The sequence below is a fragment of the Pseudoalteromonas sp. GutCa3 genome, assembly GCF_002836155.1.
Lineage (GTDB): Bacteria > Pseudomonadota > Gammaproteobacteria > Enterobacterales > Alteromonadaceae > Pseudoalteromonas > Pseudoalteromonas arctica.
Genome location: NZ_PJBK01000047.1, coordinates 77,915 through 97,532 on the forward strand (window position 1 = coordinate 77,915; position 19,618 = coordinate 97,532).

13 protein-coding genes are annotated in these 19,618 nt (G+C 39.8%); 1 reads left to right on the forward strand and 12 read right to left on the reverse strand.

Features of this window, described 5'->3' with window-relative positions; translation table 11 throughout:
• Positions 1-36: 36 nt before the first annotated feature.
• From CXF64_RS08855 to CXF64_RS08885, 7 genes are all read right to left on the reverse strand, one after another.
• Positions 37-2,169: an alpha-galactosidase gene (locus CXF64_RS08855; protein WP_024589555.1), complete on the reverse strand. Its 2,133-nt coding sequence runs from the start codon at positions 2,167-2,169 to the stop codon at positions 37-39.
• A gap of 321 nt (positions 2,170-2,490) precedes the next feature.
• Positions 2,491-3,963, reverse strand: a complete 1,473-nt coding sequence (locus CXF64_RS08860; protein ID WP_024589554.1) for an SLC5 family protein — start codon at positions 3,961-3,963, stop codon at positions 2,491-2,493.
• A 53-nt stretch (positions 3,964-4,016) separates the two neighbouring features.
• Positions 4,017-4,778, reverse strand: a complete 762-nt coding sequence (locus CXF64_RS08865) for a SapC family protein (RefSeq protein WP_101163264.1) — start codon at positions 4,776-4,778, stop codon at positions 4,017-4,019.
• Between the two features lie 12 nt (positions 4,779-4,790).
• Positions 4,791-6,317 carry a tryptophan halogenase family protein gene (locus CXF64_RS08870; protein WP_101163265.1) on the reverse strand — a complete coding sequence of 509 codons (1,527 nt, stop codon included), beginning with the start codon at positions 6,315-6,317 and terminating at the stop codon, positions 4,791-4,793.
• A gap of 194 nt (positions 6,318-6,511) precedes the next feature.
• A complete protein-coding gene (locus CXF64_RS08875; protein ID WP_101216836.1) occupies positions 6,512-9,259 on the reverse strand; it encodes a TonB-dependent receptor in 2,748 nt (915 codons plus the stop codon).
• Between the two features lie 187 nt (positions 9,260-9,446).
• Positions 9,447-10,421, reverse strand: coding sequence for an aldose epimerase family protein (locus CXF64_RS08880; protein WP_101216852.1), 975 nt, complete (start codon positions 10,419-10,421; stop codon positions 9,447-9,449).
• A gap of 200 nt (positions 10,422-10,621) precedes the next feature.
• The gene (locus tag CXF64_RS08885; RefSeq protein WP_024589549.1) at positions 10,622-11,020 is read right to left on the reverse strand and encodes an acyl-CoA thioesterase; all 399 of its coding nucleotides are present in this window, start codon (positions 11,018-11,020) and stop codon (positions 10,622-10,624) included.
• A 33-nt stretch (positions 11,021-11,053) separates the two neighbouring features.
• On the opposite strand from CXF64_RS08885, the gene CXF64_RS08890 reads away from it, so the two are divergent.
• Complete coding sequence (locus tag CXF64_RS08890) at positions 11,054-11,758, forward strand: 2OG-Fe(II) oxygenase (RefSeq protein ID WP_101216837.1); 705 nt, start codon at positions 11,054-11,056, stop codon at positions 11,756-11,758.
• A gap of 20 nt (positions 11,759-11,778) precedes the next feature.
• Here the strand turns inward: CXF64_RS08890 and CXF64_RS08895 are convergent, their stop codons facing one another.
• From CXF64_RS08895 to CXF64_RS08915, 5 genes are all read right to left on the reverse strand, one after another.
• Positions 11,779-13,014 carry a cysteine desulfurase-like protein gene (locus CXF64_RS08895; protein WP_024589547.1) on the reverse strand — a complete coding sequence of 412 codons (1,236 nt, stop codon included), beginning with the start codon at positions 13,012-13,014 and terminating at the stop codon, positions 11,779-11,781.
• 9 nt (positions 13,015-13,023) lie between these two features.
• A complete protein-coding gene (locus tag CXF64_RS08900) occupies positions 13,024-13,656 on the reverse strand; it encodes a 2OG-Fe dioxygenase family protein (RefSeq protein ID WP_024589546.1) in 633 nt (210 codons plus the stop codon).
• A 200-nt stretch (positions 13,657-13,856) separates the two neighbouring features.
• Positions 13,857-16,454: a bifunctional aconitate hydratase 2/2-methylisocitrate dehydratase gene (acnB, locus tag CXF64_RS08905; protein WP_007579986.1), complete on the reverse strand. Its 2,598-nt coding sequence runs from the start codon at positions 16,452-16,454 to the stop codon at positions 13,857-13,859.
• 292 nt (positions 16,455-16,746) lie between these two features.
• Positions 16,747-17,808: an OmpA family protein gene (locus CXF64_RS08910; RefSeq protein WP_024607656.1), complete on the reverse strand. Its 1,062-nt coding sequence runs from the start codon at positions 17,806-17,808 to the stop codon at positions 16,747-16,749.
• A gap of 390 nt (positions 17,809-18,198) precedes the next feature.
• Positions 18,199-19,608 carry a protein adenylyltransferase SelO gene (locus CXF64_RS08915; RefSeq protein ID WP_101216838.1) on the reverse strand — a complete coding sequence of 470 codons (1,410 nt, stop codon included), beginning with the start codon at positions 19,606-19,608 and terminating at the stop codon, positions 18,199-18,201.
• Between the last annotated feature and the right edge of the window lie 10 nt (positions 19,609-19,618).

A 19,618-nucleotide genomic window follows, 5' to 3' on the forward strand; every position in this document is an offset into this window, starting at 1 on the left:
AAAGCGATTAGCGCCTTTCACTGCTCTTAGTTAAATTTAAGCTTTGTTAAGCTCAAATATAAGCGATGTTTGCGGGAATGATATTGGCATTTGTAAACCAAACTGCATTAGCGCTTCACCTGTAAATGTTTGACCATTTACCGCAGCAATAGAAGATGGGCGATACTCTTCAAATTTTACCGGCCACACTAAGTTAAGTGTGTACTGCGCATCGGCATCTAGGCCAACAAAACGTAATTTATTAGGCGCTGTACGCGGTGTTTCGCGAACACTGTTATACGCAAATAACGCTTTTGTTTTTTGCTCATCGATTAAACCAAAGTTAATTGATAAATCGTCGCTATCAAGGCGGTACAAATCGGCGCTATGAATAAAGTCACGATGCTCTTTATGAAGTGCTATTGCCGCCTTAAGTGAATTGTATTCGTGATCGTTCAGTTCACGTGGGTCCATTTCGATTCCCATGTGGCCAAACATTGATACCGCAGCACGCATTTCAATACTTACATTACGCCCTGTGATATGACAATCGCGTGGGCCTACGTGTGCACCCATAACCGACGATGGGAAAAAGAACGAACATCCACGCTGTATTTCAAGGCGATCAAGCGCATCGTTTGAATCTGACGTCCATACACGGTCTGTGTGTGCAAGTACGCCGTAATCTACACGTGCACCACCTGACGAACAGCTTTCTATTTCAAGCCCTGGGTGCGCCGCTTTAATACGGTCAATTAAACGATAAAGTGCTAATGTTTGCTGGTGCACTGCTGGCTTACCATCAAAATTACCCGCATGGTTAATATCGCGGTTCATATCCCATTTAATGTACTTAATAGTTGGGTATTCAACTAAAATATCGTCAATTGCTTTGTATAGGTACTCAACAACCTCAGAGCGCGTTAAATCAAGTACTAGCTGATTTCTAAAGCTTAACTGTTCGTTGTTTTGAGAGCCTAAAACCCAATCAGGATGCGCGCGGTATAAATCACTATCTGGGTTAACCATTTCTGGTTCAAACCAAATACCAAACTCCATACCTAAGCTATTCACATGATCTATAACTGGTGATAAACCATCGGGGTAAATTTTGTAATCTACTGTCCAATCACCTAAGCCAGCGTTATCGCCACGGCGGCCTTTAAACCAACCATCATCAAGTACAAAACGTTCAATACCTAGCGGGGCCACTTTGTCGGCTAGTTGCTTAAGCGTATCTACGTCGTGATCAAAGTAAATGCCTTCCCATGTGTTGTAATGCACAGGACGCGTTTTTTCACGCTGTGCTTGGCTAAGTAAATTAGCTTTAACAAAACGATGAAAATTACGAGAAAGCGCACTAAAACCTTCACTCGAAAACGAGCCATAAATGCTCGGGCTTTGATACGTTTGACCTTTAGCAAGCGTAAGCTCACCAGGAAGTAATAGCTCACCCATTTGCACGTAACGACGACCTTCAGCTAAAAGCTCTGCGCGTAGTTTATTATTACCACTCCAACCTAAATGAAAGCCGTAACATTCGCCGTGCTGCTCGCCTGCATTTTCGTTATGCACTAATAAACCAGGGAATACATCGTGTGATGTTTTGCCTTTACGGTTTTCACGAACAAAACTGCCTAAGACTAAATCAACCGATTGACGTTGAAATTCATTTGACCAACGACCTTCAAAGCTCACTATTTTGCTTACGCTATCTGGCAATTGAAATGTTGGCGCGGCGCAAAAATTAACGCCCAGTGGTGAGTCACCTAAATTAGTTAATACGGTATGCGCGCTAAGTACGTCAGTGCTTTTATCAAGTGTAATGCTGTGCACGACTTCAATACCACGAAGCTTATCTACGCTTACAAATTCAAGTGTTGCGGCTGAAGGCTGACGAACTTCTTGAAGTTGTGGCCCTACTGACCATGCGATTGAATCATTTACTAGCTCAAGCCCTGGCGCACCAGTAAAGCCTTCGCCTAATAACGGAGATAGAGAAATAGGCGCTTCTTCAACCACGGCACATTTTACTTCTTGACGCGTAGCAAGCTGAGTTAGCATTGTTTCTGTTGTTTGCTCAGATAGGCGTTTACCAAAGTACAGTAACGCCGGTGTTTTGCTCTGGCAGTCGAAAATAACGGTGCTGTTTACACTGTCTAATCGATAAAATGATTTAGTGTCGGCCATGATTTTCCTATCCTCTTGTTCATTGTGTGAGTTATAAATATAACGAAAATTAGTAAGCTACACTATTTACTAAATGTATCTCTTTGCTTGAGCCACAATCTATCAGATGGTGACACTCAATAATAATAGTATATATCATACAAATTAGGTTTTGATAGTCTTTACATCGCAAATAGTCAGATAAACTCACTGGAAGTACCACTGTAATAAAAAGTATTAAACTAACCTTCGCTTGGAAGTTCTCATGTTGCTTTTAATACATATAAAAAATCGGCCAGAGTTTCCCCATGACCGATTTTGTCAGCTTAAACTATTTATAATCTATTTTTGTACTTGTCCTGCGTCATCAAGTGCCGGTGTTTTACCTGCCCACTGCGCATTCAAACCAAATACCACTTTATTTACTATCAATGCAAAGGCTACACATACAATCAGTGTAATTGGCATTAAGTGAATGTAATGAATGTCAGTATGTAGTGGTGAGTTTGCAAATGTAAGCATGCCGTACATTACAACACCTAAAATTACTGCTGCAATACCTGCACGTGCATCCACATTTTTAAATAATAAGCCCACTACAAAAATTGAGAATATAGGCATACTTAATAAGCCATTTAATTGCTGTAGTAAGTTAATAATGCTATCTGCTTGCTGGTAAATTGGTACAAGTACCAGTGTTAAGCTTGTGAGTAGCAATGTTACGTAACCACTTAGCTTTACAACACTTGGCTCTTTATTAAAGTACGCTTCGTGAATGTCACACACATATAGTGCTGTAGCTGAATTTAATAAGCTGTTGTAAGTAGAAAGCACAGCTGCTGCCATTGCCGCTGCGAACACACCGGTTAACCATGCTGGCATTACATCACCCACAATTCGACCATAAGCAGCGTCGCCAATATCGCCATAAAGTTTAAACGAAATAATACCCGGTAATACCACAATTGCAGGGACGATTAAAAAACGAATACCCGCAGCTGCAAATATACCTTTTTGCGCTTCTTTAACATTAGGTGCTGCCATTGCTCGCTGTGTGATTGTTTGGTTAGTACCCCAGTAATACATTTGAATAAAGATCATACCGGTTAAAAGTGTTGGCCACGGAATAGGTGAGTCAGCATCGCCTATGAGTGTTAAGCGCTCCTCAGGAATACCCGTAAAGTCATAATCAATCGCATTAAGTGCTAAAAACACGACTAAAACAGCCATGCCTAGTACAAGTATGCCATTGTAGGTATCCGATACAGCAACTGCTCGCAGACCGCCAAAAAACGCATAAACAGCACCAATAATGGCAAATGCGGTGGCGATATACATTAGCGGAATATCAACCTTAAACATGGTTTGCATAAATAGCGCGCCAGAATAAATAACCGCTGGCATATAAATAAGTGCATTACCTAAAAAGAATAAACCACCAATAACAGCGCGAATATGTTTGTTGTTATAGCGCTTTTCTAAAAGCTCTGTGGTCGTTGTACAGTTGTATTTGTAATAAACAGGAATGAACACTTTGGCTAAAATAATCAAACCTATAATTGCTGCAAGCTCCCACCAAACCAGTAAAGCCATTTGGTTACCATTCATACCTACAAGCTGATCAGTACTTAAATTAGTTAATGTGATTGAACCTGCAACAAACATCCAAGTAAGGCCACCGCCCGCTAAAAAATACTCTTTGGTTTGGCTTTGTCCGTTATTGCGATTTTGGCCTCGGCATTTCCAATAAGTAAGGCCACCAATTAAAGCGGTGACAAAAACAAAAACCACCAGCTGTAAAATGTTATCTGACATGTGTGTGTCTCCTGCGCGTTATGCGCAATGTCTGTGTAATAAAAAAGTGTACGCTACAGCGCGTGCGCATCTCGACTTAGTTCTAACTTAATCTGCTTTAAAGGCATAAGTTCGGGACGTTGGTTATGCAGCTTTACCAATGCATTTAACTGAAACAAAGAAATAAGCATACTGTTAAGCACACTTAAGTAACCCTGCTTTTGTAGTTCTGCAATGGTATTGCTATCTAATGTTTGCAATTTGTCTTCATCAACGGTGCTCAAACCTTGAATAGTTTGGGTTTCGCCTTGTTCAAACTGCAATACAATATTTATGTTTTTAATGAGTCCTAAACGCGCAACTTCTTGGGTAAATTGATACGTTTGGTAATCATTTTTTAAATCGCTTTCTAACAACTTTTTCTGTGCACTTAAAAATAAACTTGGGTTACCTTTAGCATCAAATAGTGACTCACCCTGCTCGGTGTTTACGGCTGAGCTTTGCTCATCAATCGCAATAAAATAATCGCTACTATTTGCTTCTCGAGTCATTAAGTAAAGCGGCTGGGTTTGCATGCATACGGGTGTGTAAAGTGCCTGCCATTGGTTGTTATTTACCAATAGACTTTGCCCAGCACTAAAGCTTGTTAACGCTGATACGGTATAGCTGCCATTTTGTGCGTTACGTGCTAAAAAAACAGGTAAGTCGCAGGCTGCTTTTGCTATTTCATTTGCTCTTAAATTAACTAAATGCTGTTTTTTTGCGTATTCAACAGCGGCATTAGGGTTAATTTTTAATGTTTGGTGTTTGGTGTTTACTAGTTCACTAATAGCCATAGTTACACATCCTTAAACTGGGTTAGCTGCTAACCACTGCTCTATAAAAGCACGGTGAGGTGGCAAAGTTTGCAACATCTGCTGTGTAAGCTGGCTGTTACGTTCAATTATTTGTTTGGCTTGCACATGTTGTGAATACAAATATGCTTGTTTAGTAAAGTCAGGCTTAAAGCCCATACCGTACAAAACATACTGATAACTGGCAGCAGGGAATAACTCTAATGCGCCATGAAAATCTTGAATAAGTGGGCCACGGCTTCCCCAAAGAAGTAAATCTTCTTGCAGGGTTTGTGGAATAGTATTGGGCTGTACATGTGCTTGCCAGTAAGGCTCTGAGCGCTTGGTTAGCATGTAATGAAGCTTTAAAAAGTCGATAATACGCTGCCAGCGGTAATCCATTTGCTCGTTAAAGCGTTTAGCTACAATAGACATTACTTGTGTGTCTGCTGGCATGTGCTCTGCTACAAAGCGTGCTGAAATTTCAACAAGCATAATAGCGGTTGCTTCAAGCGGCTCTACAAATCCTGCTGACATACCAATAGCAACACAGTTTTTATGCCAAAACTTCTCACGGTATCCTGATTCAAAACTAATTTTACGGGCAGTTAAACCGTTTGCTGCATCGCCTAAATAGTCTCTTAGGTTTTGCTCTGCTTCATCGTCTGATAAAAATTTGCTTGAATAGACATGCCCTACACCTCGGCGGTGCGTTAAACCTATATCCCAAATCCATCCAGCGTTTTGCGCTGTTGCTATGGTATGGCTGGCAAGAAGCTGCTCGTTTTCATCGTAAGGGACTTGCATAGCCAGTGCGCTGTCGTTAAATAGCACGTGGTCCATTTTTTTAAACGGTACGTTGAGCGCTTGGCCTAATAACAATGATGAAAAACCAGTACAGTCTATGTATAAGTCGGCATTTATGGTGCGGGTTTGATCTTTTAATGTCAGCGTATTTATTGCACCACCGCCATCAAGCTTTACCTGATCAACAGTACCAATAATATGCTCTACGCCAAGCTTACTTTTACAATGCTGTTTAAGCATTTCTGCAAAAGCGCCGGCATCTAAGTGATAAGCGTAATTACAATTACCTTGATATTCACCCTGCGCTATACCTCTTGGGGCTAAGCTTGCTTCGCAAATATCATGTTGAAAATTAGTTTGCTGTGCAAAGTCTTCAACATTATCTAAATATGGGGCTAAATCTATACGGCCGTAGCCTAGCGGTACAGTAAATGGATGGTAGTAAAAGTCGTTATTGCCATGAGTCCAATTTACAAACTTCCCGCCTTGTTTGAAGGTAGCATTACAGGCTTTAAACACATCAACTTCACGCAAGCCTATTTGCTGAAGTGTGTTTTTCATCGTGGGCCAGGTACCTTCACCTACGCCAATAGTTGGAATGTCTGACGATTCAACCAACATCACTTTTAAGCCGTCACCATTTTGACCTTGGTGATACGAAGCTATAATTGCAGCGCTCAGCCATCCTGCTGTACCACCGCCAACTACCGCTACTGTTTTTATTGCTTTATTCATAATGGACTACTCTTTGAGTATTTTTAATAACGTTTTATACAACAAATGCCCGTTAGGGCATTTTGATTTAATGTGTATTCATTTTAGCCAATTAGGTTAACTAATATACATTACTGCTAAATTAACCTAATTGGTATTAGCACCTTGGTGCTGTAATGAAAACTAAGAGGCTAAAAATACGCCTCCATCATTAATTAAAACGATCCGCGAATACCAAACGCGTAACGTGAGCCATTATCTTCTACTGAATAGATTTGGTTAGCAAAACGACCTGTTTGTACTAGCTCTTCTTCAGTAATATTGATGCCTTCTGCAAAAATAGTGAAGTTTTCGTTAATATCGTAGCTTGCACTAATATCCCACTGACCGTAAGTTTCTACGTTAACTGGTTCACCGTTAAAGCCGTTATCAACTAAGCGTAAAAAGCCTTCACGGTTGTTAAATGCAACACGTGCTTGCCAGTTATCTTGCTCATAGAAAAATATTAAGTTTTGTGAATCCCCAAGACCTTCTAGTGCAAATGTTTGTGTAGTATCGTCACCCACACTAATGTCGCTATTCACAACAGTTGCATTGGCAATAAAACCAAAGCCATTTTCAAACATGTGAGTAACACCGACTTCAAAACCGGTTACAGTTGCAGACTCACCATTTTGAGGACGACTTACAGTGTAAACTTCTGAACTACCAACAAGTTCGTCATCTGTTTGGTCTGTACATGTAGTACACGCAAAATCAGGACCTGAACGGTCAGACATTTCGTATGTTTCTGCACCTGTTAGGGTAACAATAAAGTCATCTACTTCTTTACTAAATACTGCAAAGCTAAATAAGTTAGCATCGTTGTAGTACCACTCGTAAGAAATATCCCAGTTTTCAGACTGGAATGGTTTAAGTGCTGGGTTACCACCACTTGCCGTTAAATTTTGACGACGTGGCTCGTTAAAGTTTGTCGCAGGAGATAGCTGAGACATAGTTGGGCGAGTGATACTGTCGTACGCTGCAAAGCGTAAAATCATGTTATCTTGCAGCTCTAACTTAACATTTAAAGAAGGGAGTAAGTTTGAGTAGCTAGTACCTTGTTCAATGCTTGTAGCCGGGCCAAATACGTTAGCAAACAATGTTGCGTCAGATGTTGGTATTACATCGCTAATAAAGCTTTGTATTGCAGCAACTTCAATATCAGTTTCTGAGTAACGCGCGCCAAAGTTAACTGTTACGGGCATATCTGAAAGGTCAAAACCAAGCGTAAAGTCCATGTATAAGCTAGTGATGTCTTCGTTAATTGTATAACGGTTATTTTGTAGTGTTGGCTCTACAGGGAAACCTTGATCGGCTAGGTAATCAAGCATTTTATCACCGTCGTAGCTATAAAATGTATCGATTAAGCCTGGGAAGTAATTGCTTGCTTGGTATGCTTCAAAATCAATTGCATCAAGTGGTGCTTGTGTACCGTAACCACAGAACTGACATTGACTACCAAAGATTTGAAAGCTTGATTTTTCACGCTCTTGGCGATAAGCACCAAAGTTAATACGATCAACTGGGCCTTTATCTGGCACGTATTCAAAATCGGCTTTTACTTCAGTAATTTCATCTTCATCTGTAAATTGATTACCAATTTCGTTGTAATGAAGTCTCGCTAGGCTTGGATCAGGCAATGAACCATTTTCAAAACCGTCATGCTGTACAGTAGGAATACTGCCAGTACCGTCAAAAGTATAGCTATTAATAATACCTACAACGTTAAAACGGTCAGTACCTGCTCGGTCATTTTCGGCTGTTGAGCGAGATACATCAAATTTAGCTTTTAATGACTCGTTTACTTGCCAATCAACGTTAATACCAAATGCTTTATTAGTTACATCACGTGAATTACGTGTATGCGATACAAAGTCACTTGCAGGGTCGCCACTTGGCGCGCCTAAACCAACTTCTTGAGAGAAAGTTAAAAGAGTGCCTGTTTCTGGATCAATCGTTGCACTGCCTACGCGGTCTGGTTCAAACCAAGATGCTAAATCGCGTACTGTTGAGTCAACTTCGAATTTTGAAATCATGCCATCAACAGTAATCGTAACATCGTCAGACGGTGCGTATTGAAGTACTAAACTTGCATTTGTACGCTCGCGGTCTTGCTCATCAACTACTTGGTCCCAGTTACGAGGAATGTAAGCATTTTCAAACAATACACCATCCGTTGGATTAGAAATTGTTTGGCCACCGCGCCAACCAGCCGTTAAAATTTGGTTATTTTGAAGTTTACGTTGTTGATTAGTGATGGCAAAAAGCACACCTAGCTTGTCATCGTTAAACGTATTACTTATTAAGAATGATGTTGATGGAGATACTTCTTCAGAAAGGCTTTCGTACATACCTTTAACTGAACCTAAAATATGTAAACCACCAAAATCAAAAGGACGTGCTGTAGTTACGTTAACCGTACCACCAATGCCGCCTTCTTGAAGAGTTGCTGTATTACTTTTATAAATATCAGCACCGGTGATTTGATCCGCAGCCAATACATCAAAGTTAAATTCACGACCTGCACTGTCTGTCGCAATTTGACGACCATTAACAAGTACAGTATTAAATTGTGGACCAAAACCACGAATAGTTACCGCTTGGCCTTCACCACCACTACGGTCAATTGCTACACCTGTAATACGTTGCAGAGATTCTGCTACGTTTAAATCAGGAAATTTACCAAGATCTTCTGCTTTAATCCCGTCTGTAACAACATTAGATGCTTTTTTATCTAACATTGATGAACGTAAGCTGCTGCGGATACCCGTTACTGCGATAACTTCAACATCTTCATTTACTACTGTAGGCGTATTGCCTTCAGCGCCTTGAGCTGCAACGTTTCCGCTTGCCAATATGCCTGTGATAGCAATACTGATCGCGGTTTTCTTGTTGAACGATAACTTATTGTTAATTATCATTTTTTAAAAACTCCTGATTGTGTGTAGTCGTTGTGTCGTTGTGGTAGTGCATATAGTTTCAAATACTATTTATATTATAAATACTTTAAACCAGCAAAAAGTGCAACCTTTTCCTGAATTATGGATAGCATTTAATCACTGTATTTTTGCTTTTAATTTTCTTTAAATTAACATTAGAATGCTGTATTCACTCAGAAAAAGAGTAAATAATAACCTGTTCGTAATCCTCTCCCGGTAATAAATTAGCTTTTGGAAAATTTTCACGATTTGGCGCATCTGGCCAATTTTGCGCTTCAAAACACAAAGCTTGTCGTGCTTTAAAAGGCGCACCTACAAAGTTAGCGGTGTATAACTGCATGCCTGGCTGCGTACTTTTAAGGGTTAAACTAACGTTCGTGTGTGGCGAAGTTAATGTAGCCATCGTCTTTAAACTGCTGTCATCATTAAAAATATAGCAGTGATCAAAGCCATTTCCAGCTTCTAGTTGAGGATGAACGGCGCTTAAGGCCTCACCAACTTGAGCTGGCTTAGTAAAGTCAAAGCAGGTACCGGTGACTGATGCAGATTCATTAAGTGGAATACTAGTTGTATCAATAGGAAGATAGTAATTGGCATTAACTTGAACAAGGTGTTCATTAATTGATTCGCTGCCATCAAGATTAAAATAGCAATGGTTGGTAAAGTTAACGAGCGTTTCTTTATTGGTTAGCGCTTTAAAGTGCAGAGTAAGCTCGCCGTTTTTAGCGCTAATCGTTTGCCAAACCTGCAACTCACCGGGGAAACCTTGTTCGCCGTCGGGCGAGCAATAATAAAGTTCAACTTCACTTTCAGTTTGTTTGGTTACTTGCCAAAGTACTTTATTAAAGCCTTTAACGCCGCCGTGCAGGCTATTAGGGCCGTTATTTGCTTCTAGTTGATACTGCGTACCAGATAAGTTAAAACGCCCCTTTGCAATGCGATTAGCGTATCGACCTACTGTAGCGCCAAGATAAAATGGGTTTTCAAGATAGTATTGAGGATCATCGACGCTAAGCGTCATTTCTTGTTTTTTAAATTTAATGCTTTTTATTATTGCGCCAAATGGCAAAATTTCAGCTGTTAAATTTTGACCATCACTGAGCTGAATAACTTGTAAAGGTTGGTTATTGGCAATAGATGTCACACGCATTCTCCAATCAAATTACCGAATTAACATTTCCTGTTATAACGGCGCAACAATATATAATATAAATAGTATATAATTGAAGCCTGTAACTCAATCTAAATACGTTGAAATTTCTCGACAAATATTTACAGCTGCCATCATATATTTACAATAATTCAGCTCAGTATGGGCTTATGTAAAACATAAGCCTCGTAAGGTTAACTGCTTTGGTAAATGTGCTCGTTAAGCGCTGCTTTTTCGTCAATGCTAAGCGCTTGTTTTGATTTAGCAATAAAATCATACCTCACCATAACGGCCTTACCTATTGCGCAGCATTTATCGTGTTGCCATGCTTCCTGTCTCAGCGTAAAAGAGCTAGTGCCTATATGCTCTACAGAGGTTTTTACGGTCACTTCGTGGCCATAAAATAATTCGCCCACAAACGACACTTCAACTTTGGCGATAATCAATTTCCAATCATGTGGATTTAAGTCCGGTGTAAAAAACTTAAAAATAGGTCCACGTGCGACTTCAAACCATACAGGTAGTACGGTATTGTTAATGTGTCCGAGTGCATCTGTTTCGCTAAAGCGCGGCATCACTTTTTCAATAAACATAAAAATCCAATAATAATTATATAAAGGTAAACCATGACGGACTTTATACGCGTTGTTGATAACGCATTAAGCGATGAGTTTTGCGATGAATTTATTACCACATTCGCGCAAAGCCCGCATGTAAAACAAGGGGTAACATCGGGCGGTGTCGACTTAAAGAAAAAAGACAGTCACGACCTACACTTAAATAATCACCCCGAATATGCACAACAATTAAAACATATACAACAAACGACTGCACAGCATGTTTTTAAGTATGTTGAAGAACATATTTTTATGATGATTGGGGCGTTTGGCTTAAAGGTCTATCACCCAAAAACAGGTGACGTTGTCGATTTAACCCAAGAGAATTTTGAAGAAGTGGGTAAACCGCAATTACCTTTGCTAGTTCAGCAAATTTTTAGACTTGGTAATATTCAAGCGCAAAAATACGAAGTAAATAAAGGTGGCTACCCTTACTGGCATAGTGAAGTTTACCCGCAGCTACAGCATAATGAAGCACTGCATCGCGTGTTGTTATTTATGTTTTATTTAAACGATGTTGATGAAGGCGGTGAAACGGAGTTTTACTATCAAAACCGTAAAATCGCCCCTAAAAAAGGCACTATGGTAATAGCCCCAGGCTACTTTACACATACTCATAGAGGCAATAAGCCAGTATCAAACGATAAGTATATTTTAACATCGTGGGTGTTGTTTAATCGTGCAGAACAAATATATAGTGCGCCAAAGAGTTAGCGCACCAAAATCAGTATTATTTAACCGAGCAGTTCATCAAATAAATTAAACAACTGATCTAGCTCTTCAATGGTGTTGTAGTGCATACAACCAATGCGCACTACACCGCCTTTATCAAGCACATCTAATTGCTTGCACAAACCTTGCGCGTAAAAATTACCATCCCACACACAAATATGCTGCTTACCTAAAAATTCTGAAACGGCGCGTGGCTCAAGCCCTTCAAAAATTAAAGCAAAAGTAGGTGTACGCTCATTTAAGCGATCAAAGTCATCAATACCAAACAACTTAATGCGTGGGTAGTTTACCAAGCGCGTTAAAAAGTGCTCACTAAGCGCCATTTCGTGTTGTTTAGTTTTAGCAAAAGCCACACTTAACTTTTCGCGGCGTGAATGGCTATCGTCAAGTTCGCTAATTGCTGCAATGTAATCAACAGCCGCGATAAAACCCGCCATGGCTTCAAAGCTTTGTGTGCCGGTTTCCCAACGACCTGGTGCTACGTCTTTAGCTGGCTCAACTTTATAAGGCGTAAACCCGTCTAAATGTTCTTTTTTACCGTAAACCATACCTAAATGCGGGCCAAAAAACTTATATGCAGAGCAGGCTAAAAAGTCGCAATCAAGTGCTTGTACGTCTACAAGTTCGTGCGGTGCGTAATGTACGGCATCAACATAAACAAGTGCGCCTACAGCGTGAGCAAGCTCAACAATACGTTTAATATTATTAATTGAACCTGTGGTATTTGACGCATACGTTACCGCTACAAGCTTAGTGTTGCTGTTTAATAAGCTTTCAAACTGCGCCATATCTAAGCTGCAATCTGCTTCGTTAATAAGCGCTGTATTTACCTTTACGCCTTTATCTTCTGCGGCTTGTTGCCACGACGATACATTTGAGAAATGATCGGCATTGGTTACAATTATTTCATCACCAGCCTGCCAGTCGCGTGAAATAGCACGGCTAAAGCTAAATGTTAGGCTGGTCATGTTTGGACCAAACACAATTTGTTGTGAGCTAGGTGCATTAAGTAAATCAGCGGCTGCTTGACGCGCATTCGCCATCAATTCAACGGTTTTATCACTTGAAAAAAACGCGCCACCTAAGTTTGAATTATAATGACCTAAATAAGCTGTCATCGCATTAAGCACCGATGTTGGTACCTGCGAGCCACCCGGTCCGTCTAAAAATATTGGCGATTTACCATCAACGTTTTGCATTAATGCAGGAAACTGCTCACGTAATTGCGTTATGTTCATGCTTATTCCTTAAGACGTTAATACAAAACAATCCAGGTAACCTGGTTTGCTAGCATCAATTTTGTTCATAGGTGTTGCGTTGTGCCACACTTCACGGTCGTTTATTAATGCAAACATGCCGTCTTTTATTTCCATTTTAAAACAAGGCTCAGCTTGCTTGTTTTCGTATACAAGTAGCTCGCCGCCTTCTAAGTTTTCATGAGAAACGCCGCATATACATACATGGTCAAAACCATCTTGATGCACGCCTTCTGGCGCTGCCGGCGTATCGCTGTTAATTGCAAGCATACGGAACTGATGAATTTCAATATCACGCTGTTCATCAATACCGGTAAGTTGGCGAAACTCATTTACAATGCTTTTCATGCCTTCTGACTCAAGTAAACTTTGCTCTAGGTTTTCGTAAGTACGCTCTACATTACCTTGAAAAGTATTAATTGAATCGTCTTGAACAAATGCTTTGGTTTGTTGTAACTTTATTTCACCATTTTGCATTTTAACTACTGAGTAACGACGTTTACGAAAGGCGCCATCTGCATAAGGATTTGCAGGCAGGTTATCAAAAGAAGGCTTAACCAAATCAATATTTGCTTGGTTAACAAAACGTAGTTGCAGTAAATTCTGGTTGTTTAATGCTGTCATAAAATCTCGCCTAAAATAATGAGAATATTGATGAGGATTTTAATGCATTTTGATAGGAATTTTTGCGCGATTACTTACTTTAAAAGCAACTTAAGACTAGATTTAATACAATAATATAAAAAAAGAAGCATGAACTATCTAATATTTATTTTAGCCAATAAAAAACCCGCCTAAGCGGGTTTTTAAACAAACTCTAAAAATTATACAGCTTGTTGAATAATCACGTTGTCTGCTTTTTTAGTGTAAGCAGGCATACGGTGGAAGTTCAAGTAACGGTATGTATCTGACGCCGTTGCATTGATCTTCGCAGCATATTCTTGATACTCAGCAACTGTTGGTAATTTACCAATGATTGCAGCAATTGCAGCAAGCTCAGATGATGCTAAGAATACGTTTGCGCCATTACCTAAACGGTTAGGGAAGTTACGTGTAGAGGTAGACACAACCGTTGCTTTATCTGCAACACGTGCTTGGTTACCCATACATAGTGAACAACCTGGAGTTTCGATACGTGCGCCAACACGACCAAAAATACCATAGTAACCTTCTTCTGTAAGTTGGTCTTTGTCCATCTTAGTAGGTGGAGCAACCCAAAGCTGAGTCGGAAGTTGACCTTTAAAGCCATCAAGCAACTTACCAGCAGCACGGAAGTGACCAATGTTAGTCATACAAGAACCGATGAATACTTCATCAATTTTCTCGCCAGCAACATCAGAAAGAAGACGCGCATCATCTGGGTCATTTGGAGCACAAAGAACTGGCTCTTTAATCTCAGCTAAATCAATTTCAACGATATGCTTGTACTCTGCATCAGCGTCAGCTTCCATTAGTTCTGGGTTAGCTAACCAATCTTGCATTGCAGTAATACGACGTTCAATCGTACGTACATCGCCGTAACCTTCAGAAATCATCCACTTAAGCATAACAATGTTTGATTCTAGGTATTCAGAGATAGACTCTTTAGATAACTTAACAGTACAACCTGCTGCCGAACGCTCTGCAGATGCATCTGATAATTCAAACGCTTGCTCAACAGTTAGGTGCTCAACGCCTTCAATTTCTAGTACGCGACCAGAGAATTCGTTAATTTTACCTTTTTTCTCAACTGTTAATAAACCTTGTTTGATACCGTAGTAAGGGATTGCATGAACAAGGTCACGTAAAGTGATGCCTGGTTGCATTTCGCCTTTAAAACGAACCAAAATAGATTCAGGCATATCAAGCGGCATAACACCAGTTGCTGCTGCGAATGCTACTGCACCCGAACCTGCTGGGAATGAAATACCTAATGGGAAACGTGTATGTGAATCACCACCAGTACCTACGGTATCTGGTAATAACATACGGTTTAACCACGAGTGAATAATACCATCACCTGGACGAAGTGAAACACCGCCACGGTTCATGATGAAATCAGGAAGCGTATGGTGAGTGCTTACATCGATAGGCTTAGGATAAGCTGATGTATGACAGAATGACTGCATTGTTAAATCTGCAGAGAAACCTAAACATGCTAGATCTTTAAGTTCATCACGTGTCATAGGACCTGTTGTATCTTGCGAACCAACAGTTGTCATTTTAGGCTCACAGTACTGACCTGGGCGAATACCTGCAACGTTACATGCTTTACCAACCATTTTTTGCGCTAGTGTGAAGCCTTTATCAGAAACTTCTGTTGCTGTTGGTACTTTAAATGTATCAGTTGCACCTAAGCCAAGAGATGTACGCGCTTTGTCAGTTAAACCACGACCGATAATTAGTGGAATACGACCACCAGCACGAACTTCATCTAAAATCACATCAGATTTAAGCTCAAAAGTAGAAATCACTTTATCAGTACCATGTTGCTTAACAACACCTTCGTACGGATAAATGTCGATTTGCTCGCCCATGTTGAGTTCATCAACATTTAATTCGATTGGTAATGCGCCTGAATCTTCCATTGTATTGAAGAAGATTGGAGCAATTTTATTACCTAGACATACACCGCCAACACGCTTGTTTGGTACGAATGGGATATCATCGCCCATAAACCAAAGTACAGAGTTAGTTGCAGACTTACGAGAAGAACCCGTACCAACAACATCACCTACGTAAGCAAGTGGTAAACCTTTAGTTTTTAATTCTTCAATCTGAGTAATTGGACCTACTTCGCCCGCTTTATCAGGTGTAATACCATCGCGTTCAATTTTTAGCATTGCTAAAGCATGAAGTGGGATATCTGGACGAGACCATGCATCTGGTGCAGGAGACAAGTCATCAGTATTTGTTTCGCCAGTTACTTTAAATACAGTAACTGAGATCTTTTCAGCAACAGCTGGCTTATTAGTAAACCATTCTGCATTTGCCCAAGACTCAATAATTTGCTTAGCGAATGTATTACCTGCTTTTGCTTTTTCTTCTACATCGTAGAACGCATCAAACATAAGTAATGTATTTGAAAGGCCTTTAACTACGATTGGTGCAAGTGTTTCGTCATCAAGTAGGTCAATCATTGGTGCGATATTGTAACCGCCCAACATTGTACCTAATAATTCTGCCGCTTTTTCTTTAGAAACAAGTGGAGAATTAGTTTCACCTTTAGCTACAGCTGCTAAGAAGCCCGCTTTAATATAAGCAGCATCATCAACACCTGCTGGTATACGCTGAATGAACAAATCTAAAATGAATTCTTCTTCACCTGCAGGTGGAGTTTTGATTAATTCAATAAGATCAGCAGTTTGCTGAGCATCTAATGGCGCTGGTACGATACCTAACGCGGCACGTTCTTCTACGTGTTTACGATATTCTTGTAGCACAATATTGCCCTCTTGGTGACGTGAAAGTATCCGGTAGCGCTTCAAGCGCAAATAAGTTACCCAATACTTATAGTATTCTAACGCGTAATTATAAAGCTTTTATGGATAGATGAAAATCCATCCAGTTACGCAACTGATTATACCGATTATAAATACTATGAATAGTGGTTGTAGTAAAAACTATTTTCATGAATACTTGTTAAGTAAGAATCATTACCATTAAACAATACTAATTTATTACAGGCATAAAAAAACCCAGCACTTGGCTGGGTTTTTATTACAAACTATTTAATTAACGTAAAACTTTAACGTTTTTGATAGTTTTGATATGCGCTTCTACACGACGGTTTTCTGCGTTTGCAGCTTTAGTGTTTGCATCATTTTTAAGACGCTCTTCACCTAAACCAACTGTAGTAATACGGTCTTTAGCAATGCCATCAGTAACTAATTGCTTAGCTACTGCATCAGCACGTTTTTTAGATAACCATTTGTTGTAAGTTGCTTTACCTACAGAAGAAGTGTGACCTTCTAAAAGTACTGTTGTATCTGGGTAATCTTTTAAGAATGCAGATACTTTTTCAATATCGTTTAAGTACTGAGTAGATACTGCTGAAGCATTGTTAGGGAAAGTCACTAATAAGCTTACAGTCACTTCTTTATCTTCATATAAAGTACAACCAGTGCCATCAACTGCATCAGTCATAGGTGTGTTAGCACACTTATCATCTGCATCAGGAATGTTGTCGTTGTCGCTATCTGTAGGAGCTACAGCTACTTCAATTACCTTAGGCTCTGGAGCTGGTTTAACTGGCTCTACAGGAGCTGAATTTTGGCCAAATAAGTAGTTAATACCAATTTTAGCGCCTACATCTGTGTAACCACGGTCAAGACCTTGGTATACAGCTGTTTCAGCATTTACAAATAAGCCATCTGTAATGAAATGTTGGTAACCAACACCTGCATTTAAGAATGTATTGTCATCTACTACGTCTATTTCTTTAATACCGAAAAGACCGTAGAAAGGACCGCCATTTAAATGGTAAAGAGCATCAATACCGTAACGCTCGCCATCAATACCGTTGCGGTTGCCAGCAACTTTATCAAAAGCATTAAAATCCATATCTGCATATTCAAGACGTGCGCTCCAGTAATCACTGAAACGGTAACCGGCTTCAACACCCCAGCCAGTTGATTCATTTACATCAAGACCAGCTTGAGCACGCATGTTTTTCCAAGATGCGTCATAATAGTCGCCAAATGCGCCAATGTAGAAACCTTCTTCTTTATCAGCAGCGAATGTAGATGCGCTAGTTGCAGCCAACGCGATTGCAATTGTAAGTGATTTTAATTTCATTGTTTTCTTCCCATTTGAACAATTTTAAATTGTAGCTAATCGATACTAGCTCAATCAGTTTTATATAGACTAACTGAGCCTTTGTTAATCAATACTTAACGAAAAATAAAGTTTATAACTTTTTTCTATGCCTCGTCACAACACACATCCACTTACTATAGGCGAAATTAAAACTTTATTGAAAAATAAATATAGTAGTTTGTTGTAAATTAGTACTTAGCAAGGAATGTAAGAGCAATTAAATTAAATGCACTTATAAATGCAAAGAAATATTGCTTGGCTTTAATTCGGCGCATAATACCACCAGAATTAACATTACCCTAGGTATATGCACATATTTGATTAAAAAATGACTCTTTTTAATCATGTAGTTATACTCAAAGTTAAGTATTAAGTACCACAAAAAGTTTGGTAATCATTATCATTTATCGGTGCAGCCTGAAATTCTGATAATTTTTCACTGTCAGAATACGGGTTACTGGCTATTTTTATAAAGCGCTGTAGTAACTCACTAGACCCTGTAGCGTTATATTGTGCAATTATTTCTTCGATCACATGATTACGCGGTATTACACGAGGATTTGCAGCTCTCATTATTTCATAACTATTATCGTCGGTTAAGCTTACCCACTTAGCTCTCCATTCAATTAGCGACTCAGGTATTACTGTTTCTTCTTTTAAAGATTCAGTAAGCGCATCGAAGGTATTGGTGTAATCGAGCTGATTATCTTTTAATAGTGCTAACAACTCTGCGATTAACTCGCCACTACTATTGCAAGATTCATTTAAACCCAGCTTTTGTCCCCACATAGCCGTAAACTCAGTATTAAATTGCTCAGCAAAGCTATTAATGTATGGCGTCATTAACGAAACAGCTTGTTCGTCATCATCGCTGATAAGCGGTATTAAACTTTCAGCTAAACGAGCACAGTTCCAGTTAGCTATATTAGGTTGATTACCAAATGCATACCGACCTTGTTTGTCGATAGAGCTAAATACAGTATCAAAGTCAAAGCTATTCATCATGGCACACGGGCCGTAATCAATGGTTTCTCCGCTTACTAGCGTATTATCGGTATTCATTACTCCGTGAATAAAGCCAACACGCATCCAGCTCACAACTAGCTTAACTTGGTTTTTAATCACAGCGCCTAAAAATGCTAAATAGCGCTGCGATCCTGTATCTGTTATTTCTGGGTAGTGTCGCTCTATAGCTAAATCGGCTAAATTTTTAAGTCCTTCAACATCGCCTTGCGTCGCTAAATATTGAAACGAGCCAACACGAATATGGCTCGTTGCTAAACGAGTCACTATGGCGCCTGCTTGTGGCGGATTACGATAAACCGTTTCACCACTACCAACAACCGCTAAGCAGCGTGTGGTTTTAATGCCTAGTGCATGCATTGCCTCGCTCATTACGTATTCACGAATAGCAGGACCAAGAGCACAACGCCCATCTCCCCCTCTTGAGTAAGGAGTAGCACCAGAGCCTTTTAATTGAATATCCCACAACTGGTTTTTATCATCATTAATAGCGCCCAGTAAATGCGCTCGCCCATCGCCTAAACGTGGTGAAAAATGTCCAAATTGGTGCCCAGAGTAACCAAGTGCTACTGCAGGAATCGCCTGTTTTTCGTTACCGCTAAAAGTGCTAGCACGCAAATCAGCTGCAACGTTAATATTAAACTCTTTTGCTAAGCTCTCGTTCCACAGTAATAACTGAGGAAAGGCAACACTTGCAGGGAAATCTTCTATCGCAAAGTTTTCCGTAATGTCTGTGTATCTTGGCACTAATTTCATGGTAATTCCT